Source organism: Belnapia arida, assembly GCF_016773205.1.
GTDB classification, from domain to species: Bacteria; Pseudomonadota; Alphaproteobacteria; order Acetobacterales; family Acetobacteraceae; genus Belnapia; species Belnapia arida.
Map to the genome: position 1 here is coordinate 63,038 of NZ_JAETWB010000024.1, position 6,778 is coordinate 69,815.

The 6,778-nt window shown below is 69.4% G+C and carries 5 protein-coding genes and 1 rRNA gene; 3 read left to right on the forward strand and 3 right to left on the reverse strand.

Annotated elements, in window-relative coordinates; all coding sequences use genetic code 11:
* Positions 1–15: 15 nt before the first annotated feature.
* The 3 genes from JMJ56_RS25260 to JMJ56_RS25270 all read right to left on the reverse strand — a co-directional run bounded on the left by JMJ56_RS25260 (position 16) and on the right by JMJ56_RS25270 (position 4,376).
* Positions 16–1,281 (reverse strand): glutamate-5-semialdehyde dehydrogenase, encoded by a 1,266-nt coding sequence (locus tag JMJ56_RS25260; protein ID WP_202834526.1) that lies wholly within the window; start codon positions 1,279–1,281, stop codon positions 16–18.
* Between the two features lie 65 nt (positions 1,282–1,346).
* Entirely contained in the window at positions 1,347–2,477 is a 1,131-nt protein-coding gene (proB, locus tag JMJ56_RS25265) for a glutamate 5-kinase (protein WP_236038472.1), read from the reverse strand.
* A gap of 87 nt (positions 2,478–2,564) precedes the next feature.
* Positions 2,565–4,376, reverse strand: coding sequence for a carbohydrate-binding domain-containing protein (locus tag JMJ56_RS25270; protein WP_202834528.1), 1,812 nt, complete (start codon positions 4,374–4,376; stop codon positions 2,565–2,567).
* Between the two features lie 215 nt (positions 4,377–4,591).
* Here JMJ56_RS25270 and JMJ56_RS25275 point away from each other — a divergent pair, with 215 nt between their 5' ends.
* From JMJ56_RS25275 to JMJ56_RS25285, 3 genes are all read left to right on the forward strand, one after another.
* Positions 4,592–5,107: a hypothetical protein gene (locus JMJ56_RS25275; protein ID WP_202834529.1), complete on the forward strand. Its 516-nt coding sequence runs from the start codon at positions 4,592–4,594 to the stop codon at positions 5,105–5,107.
* A gap of 91 nt (positions 5,108–5,198) precedes the next feature.
* Positions 5,199–6,170 (forward strand): SDR family oxidoreductase, encoded by a 972-nt coding sequence (locus JMJ56_RS25280; protein ID WP_236038474.1) that lies wholly within the window; start codon positions 5,199–5,201, stop codon positions 6,168–6,170.
* Between the two features lie 533 nt (positions 6,171–6,703).
* Positions 6,704–6,778, forward strand: a 16S ribosomal RNA gene (locus tag JMJ56_RS25285); the annotation flags it as partial.

Genomic DNA, 6,778 nt, shown 5'->3' on the forward strand with positions numbered 1-6,778 from the left:
CCGGTTGGGGAGGGCTCAGGGCCTGACCTGTCCGCTCCCGATCATATGGTAGCGGTAGGTGCAGAGCTGCTCCAAGCCGACCGGGCCGCGCGCATGCAGCCGGCCGGTGGCGATGCCGATCTCGGCGCCGAAGCCGAACTCCCCGCCGTCGCAGAATTGCGTCGAGGCGTTCCAGATGCCGACTGCGGAGGCGAGGCCGTTCAGGAACTCCGCCGCGGCCTCGGCATCCTCGGTGACGATCGCCTCGGTATGCTCGGAGCCGTAGCGCCGGATATGGGCCAACGCCGAGGCGACGCCGTCCACCACCGCGACGGAGAGCACCGAATCCAGCCATTCCGTGGCGAAATCCCCCTCCGCCGCCGCCGGCAGGTCCGGGCAGATGGCCCGCGCGCGGTCATCGGCGCGGAACTCGCAGCCCTTCTCCCGCAGGTCGGCAACCAGCACGGGCAGCAGGCCCGGGGCGATGGCGGCGTCGATCAGCAGGGTCTCGGTGGCGCCGCAGACGCCGGTGCGGCGCAGCTTGGCGTTGAGGAGGATGGAGCGTGCCATGGCCGGGTCGGCCGCGCCATGGATGTAGGTGTGGCAGAGCCCCTCGGCATGCGCGAGGACGGGGACACGCGCCTCCTCCATCACCCGGGTGACGAGGCCCTTGCCGCCGCGCGGGATGATGAGGTCGATGAGGCCGGCGGCGCGCAGCATGGCGCCAACGAAGCCGCGATCGGCCGTCTGCGCCACCTGGACGGCGGCTTCCGGCAGGCCAGCGGCGCGCAGCCCGGAGGCCATCGCCGCATGGATGGCGGCGACGCTGCGCAGGCTCTCCCGCCCGCCGCGCAGGATGACGGCGTTGCCGGATTTGAGGCAGAGCGCCGCGGCATCGGCGGCGACGTTCGGCCGGCTCTCGAAGACCATGCCGATGACGCCGATGGGCTGGGCGATGCGGCGGATCACGAGGCCGTTCGGCCGTGTCCACTCCGAAAGTGTGCGGCCCACCGGGTCGGGCAGCTCCGCCACCTCCTTGAGGCCGCGCGCCATCGCCTCGATGCGGGCGGGGGTCAAGGTGAGGCGGTCCTTGAAGGCGGCCGACAGGTCGGGTGCGGCGGCGAGATCGGCCTCGTTCGCGGCGAGGATTGCCGGGCCAGCGTCGCAAATCGCGCGGGCGGCCTCGCGCAGCGCCAGGTCCTTCGCCGGTCGCGGCGCGCGGGCAAGGTCGGCAGCCGCCGCGCGGGCGGCGCGGGCGGCGGCTTCGAGCTGGCGGGCGGCTTCGTCGGCGAGGGCGTTCATGGCAGCAGACCTAGCGCCTCGCCATCGCCCGGCCAAGGGGGCGAGGGCGCGGGACTGCCCGGCGCTCAGAGCACCACGAGGTCGTCGCGATGGACCACCTCGTCGCGCCCGCGCCAGCCGAGGATGGCCTCGATCTCCTCCGAGCGGTGGCCGGCGATGCGGCCGGCATCCTCCGCGTCATAGGCGGAGAGGCCGCGGGCCAGCTCGCGCCCCTCGGCATCGCGCACGCTGACCGGGTCGCCGCGGTGGAACTGGCCCTCGACGCGCCGGATGCCGGCCGGCAGCAGGGAGGAGCCGCGGGCGAGCGCCCGCGCCGCGCCCTCGTCCACCACCAGCGCGCCGAGCGGGGCGAGGCTGCCGGCGATCCAGCGCTTGCGGGCGGTGCGGCCCTCGGGCGTGGGCAGGAACCAAGTGCAGCGCGCGCCCTCCTGCATCGCCCGCAGCGGGTTGTCGCGCGCACCAAGGGCGATCGCCATGGCGGTGCCGGCGCCGGTGGCGATGCGGGCGGCGATCAGCTTGGTGCGCATCCCGCCCGAGGAGTAGCCGGGCGGCGGCTCGCCACCCATCGCCATGATTTCCTCGGTGAGCTGCGGCACGACGGGCAGGTGCGCCGCCGCCGGGTCGCGCCGCGGGTCGGCGGTGTAGAGCCCGTCGATGTCGGAGAGCAGCACCAGCGCATCGGCGGCGATCATCTCGGCGACGCGGGCGGCGAGGCGGTCATTGTCGCCGAAGCGGATCTCGGCCGTCGCCACCGTGTCGTTCTCGTTGATGACGGGGATGCAGCCAAGCTCGAGCAGCGTCCCCAGCGTCGCCCGCGCATTGAGGTAGCGGCGGCGGTCCTCGCTGTCCTCCAGCGTCAGCAGGAGCTGCGCGGCGGCGAGGCCATGGCCGGCGAGCGCCGCCTGCCAGGCGCCGGCGAGGCGGATCTGCCCGACCGCGGCGGCGGCCTGCTTCTCCTCCAGCTTGAGCCGCTTGCGGGTGAGGCCGAGGGCGCGGCGGGCCAGCGCGATGGCGCCTGAGGAGACCACCACCACCTCCGTCCCCCGGGCGCGGAGGGCGGCGATGTCGGCGGCGACGGAGGCGAGCCAGGCCTCGCGTGGGGCGGCCGTCCGCTCGTCCACCACCAGGGCGGAGCCGATCTTCACCACCAGGCGGCGGGCGGCGGCGAGGTCGGGGAGGGCGGGGCCGGAGGTCATGGGCCGCCGCATAGCACGGGCGGCCCGGACATGGAAAAGGGCGCCTCCCCGGCCGGGAAGGCGCCCTTTCCGTCTGTCGTCCGTTGCCTAGGCGAAGAGCATGTCGCTGGCCGCCAGCTTGGAGGCATGGGCGAGGAAGACGGTGTCGCTCACGCCGTCGAAGCTGACCAGCACGCCGGAGACGCCACCCTCGGACGTCGTCGCCGTGTGCAGGCCGGACTGGCTGAAGCCGCGGAAGGCCAGCTTGTCGGCGCCGCTGGTGAAGCCGTCGATCACCACATGCCCCTCGCCCCTGTCGATGGCGAAGCTGTCCCTGGCCGAGGTGCCGAGATAGGTGGCACCGAAACCCCCGGTCGCCTCGCTGAAGCGGAAGTCGTCCGGCCCGTTGACCTTGAAAGCGTGGCTGTCCTTGGCGAAGGTCGCGCCCTTGTAGGTGAGGTCGTCGATATAGAGGTTGCGGTCACCCCCGCTGCCGGACGCGTCGTTGATGAACTTGACCGTCAGCGTGTGGCTGCCTGCGCCCCAGTCGCCCTTGACGGTGATGACGTCGCTCGCCTTGGCGGCGTGGGAGGCGCTGGCGGTCTGCGTGCCGCCGATCTGCTTGCCGTCGACGCTGACGATGTACTGGGCGCTGCCGTTGTAGGCGTCCTGGTTCACTTTCATGACGATGGCGTCGCTGCCGGCGCCGATGGTCTTCACCAGGCCCGTGGCCGGGGTGCCAGGGGCGGGGCTCGGCGTCGGCACGGGCGGGGCGGCCTTGGTGAAGCCGAAATCGACCGGGCCGTTCCTGTCGAGATCGGCCGTACCCTTGGACAGGGCGGCGCCGTTGAAGGTGATGCCATCGACATGCAGGTTGCGGTCGAGGCTGGCGGAGCCGCCATAGGCATCGTTGAGGAAGTTGACGGTCACCTTGTGGGCGCCCGCGCCCCAGTTGCCCTTGACGGTGATGATGTCGTCCTGGCCGGCGGCATGCGAGGCGCCGGCGGTCAGGGTGGTGCCGACCTGCTTGCCGTCGACGCTGATGGTGTACTGCGCGTGGCCGTTATAGGCGTCCTCGCTGATCTTCAGCACCAGCGTATCGGAGCCGGTGCCGATGGTCTTGATGACCGGGGTGCCCGGCGCCGGCGTGGTCGGACCGCCCGTGGACCCACCCGGGGTGCCGCCGGTCGAGCCACCGGGCGTCGTACCGGTCCACTGCGACATCACCACGTTGTCGATATGGGTGGTCACCTTGCCGGGCGTCGAGCTGTTCGGCCCGCCGCCAAGCCAGGCCTCGCTATTGTTGGCGACGTAGCTCATCGCGCCGAAGCCCATGGCGGTGTCGGGGATGACATCCGGGTTGGTCCAGCTGCCGACCACCTTGCCGTCCACCGTGATGGTGAGAAGGTTCGGCAGCCAAGTCATCTTGTAGTGGTGGGTCTGGCTGGAATCGATGCCGCTGAGCTTCGCGCTGTAGGTGTCCTTGCCGTTGGCGCCCTCCCAGTGGACCGTATGCATGGAGCCGCCCTTCGGCGTCTCGAGGATGTCGATCTCGCCGTCGCGCGGCCAGACATCGGACTTCGGCCACATCAGGATCGCGGCCTGGGTGCCCTGCGCCTTCTCGACCCGCGCGTCGAATTCGACCGTGCCGTACTTGATGGTGACGTTGGCCGCCTTGCTGTTGAAGCCGCCCGCGCTCCAGCTGCCGTTCGCGTGGCGAGTTGCGCTGACCTGCATCTCCCCGCTGGCGACCTTGACGTCGTTGGCGTTCCACCAGAACGCGCCGTTGCCGTAGGTGCCGCCGTGATAGACCGAGCCCCATTTGGAGAAATTGTATCCGGCGCTGAAATCATCGGACAGAACGACGCGGTACTGATTGCCGTTGGCATCCGTAGAAATTGTTCCGACCGAGGAAACCATCCGTTTTTCTCCCAAAAAATGCGTGAGCAACGAAAACGTGATATACCCTGTGGTTGAGATGTATGTCGTACACAACCTGCAATAGCAAGCTCGGAATGATGTTTCGCCAGATCACACTGTGTTAGCGGAACGTTAATCGTTGCGGATAAATCGGCGCCTTGGCGAACTCGTGTCTCGTTGTGGCTTTGAGGTCGCCGTGGTTGGGGAGGCGAGCGATGCAGGAAACGGCAATCCGGGTGAACCGTGCCCCGGTCCTCACCCTCTGGGCTGCCGTCGTGGCGGAGCGGCTGGGCCATCCGCCGGCGACGGCGCTCAGCCTGGCAAGCGTGGTGGCTGGCACCGCCGCCCGCGCCAAGGCGCGGCGGCTCGGTCTCGCCGAGGATCGCGCCCCGCATGAGGGGGTGGCACCGGCGCGTGAGGTCACGCGGCTGCTGGGACGCGACATCCCGGTTGTCGCTGGCGAGGATGGGACGCTGCTGGCCGTGCGGGACGGCCATCCGGCCTCGGCCGCGCCGGTCGAGGCCTATCTGGCCCGGGCCCTCGGGCCACGCCTCGGCGAGGTGCGGGCGGCGATGGAAGTCCTGGCCGACGGCTTGGCGCCTGACGAGCTGAACCGCATCGGCTTCCGCCTCTACGAGGCCTTCCGTCCGGAAGTGCCGGAGGATGTCAGCGGCTGGGGTGCGAAGGGCCGGCTGGAGCTGTCCCGCATTCGCGCGGCGGCGGGCCATTGAGGATGGCCACGCCGCCTCCGTTATGGGCCTTGACGCTCCGCGGAGCGGCGCCGAATCCCTGATGGCTGGGACCATTTCAGGGAGAGAGACGATGACCGATCCGCAGGACGCCGCCAGCCGGCAGCGCCGCATCCTCGATCAGGTGCGGGAGTCCGACCGCCTCCGCCCGACCGAGCCCATGACGGGTGCCATGCAGGCAGGCGCCCGCCGCTACCCGGAGCCCCCCTTCGCCCGCGAGCGGATGGACCGGCCGGGGATCGAGGCCAGCCAATCCCTCTCGCCCATGTATGACGCGCCTTACTGGCAGGGCTCCGGGAAGCTCGCCGGCAGGGTCGCCGTCGTCACCGGCGGCGACAGCGGCATCGGCCGCGCCATCTGCGTGCTCTTCGCGCGGGAGGGAGCGGACATCGCCATCATGCACCTGCCGCACGAGCAGGAGGATGCCGATGTGGTCCGCACCGCGGTGGAGCGCGAGGGCCGCCGCGCCATCACCATCGCCGGCGACATCACCGAACGCGCCTTCTGCTTTGCTGCCGCCGAGCGGACGGTGAAGGAGCTCGGCCGGCTCGACGTCCTGGTAAACAACGCCGCCTTCCAGCTCCACTGCAACCGCTTCGAGGATCTCACCGAGGGGCATTTCGACCTCACGGTGAAGACCAACCTCTACGGCATGTTCCATATGAGCCAGGCCTGCGTGCCGCACATGGCGCCGGGCTCGGCCATCGTGAACAGTGGCTCGGTCACGGCGCTCGCCGGCAACTCGGCCATCGTCGATTATTCGATGACCAAGGGCGGCATCCACATCTTTACGCGCTCCCTCTCCGGCAGCCTGGCCTCGCGCGGCATCCGGGTGAACGCGGTGGCGCCGGGCCCGGTCTGGACACCGCTCAACCCGACCGAGAACCCGGAGAAGGTGGAGAGCTTCGGCAGCAATACGCGGATGGGCCGCCCCGCCCAGCCGGAGGAGATCGCGCCCGCCTACCTCTTCCTAGCATCGCCGCAGATGTCGAGCTTCATCACCGGCGAGGTCCTGCCGGTGATCGGCGGCTATACCGACCGCTGAGGCAGCGGCCCGGGCCGTTGCCGATGGCCCCGCGGGAGGGCGACTGCCATCGGATTGAAAAAAACCGCGGGCAGGGGGTTGTGGCGTCGGGCGCAAGGCGCTATTTCCCCGCTCCGCCGTGAGGTGGCCCTGCAAGTCTGCCCGAGTAATCGGGGGCAGTGGCTGGTAAAGGTTAAGACCAGCTATTGTATCCGTCGAAGGACGGACCCTCTGAAGGAAAGTCAAAAAAAGGTCTTGAACGTCTCGCCGCAAGGCGCTACATGATGGACCACCGGACGACGCCAAGCCTTAGGGTTTGGCACTGCTCCGGTTCCTGATTTTGATGCTCTTGGGTATCTGGTCTTTGGTCCCGCAGTGATGCGGGGCGGTTTTCCACCTTCGGGTGGAAATGCTCTTTGATAATCGCATCGGTCTTTTGGAAGAGGATGGATCGTCTGTCGGCGCGAGCCGAGGGATGGTTTGCATCGAGAGTGGTGAGCGGAGCCTGATCGAAAGGCGTCTGCGTGGCCTGGCTTTGGCTTGGCTGCAAAGATGAACCTGAGAGTTTGATCCTGGCTCAGAGCGAACGCTGGCGGAATGCTTAACACATGCAAGTCGCACGGGGGCTT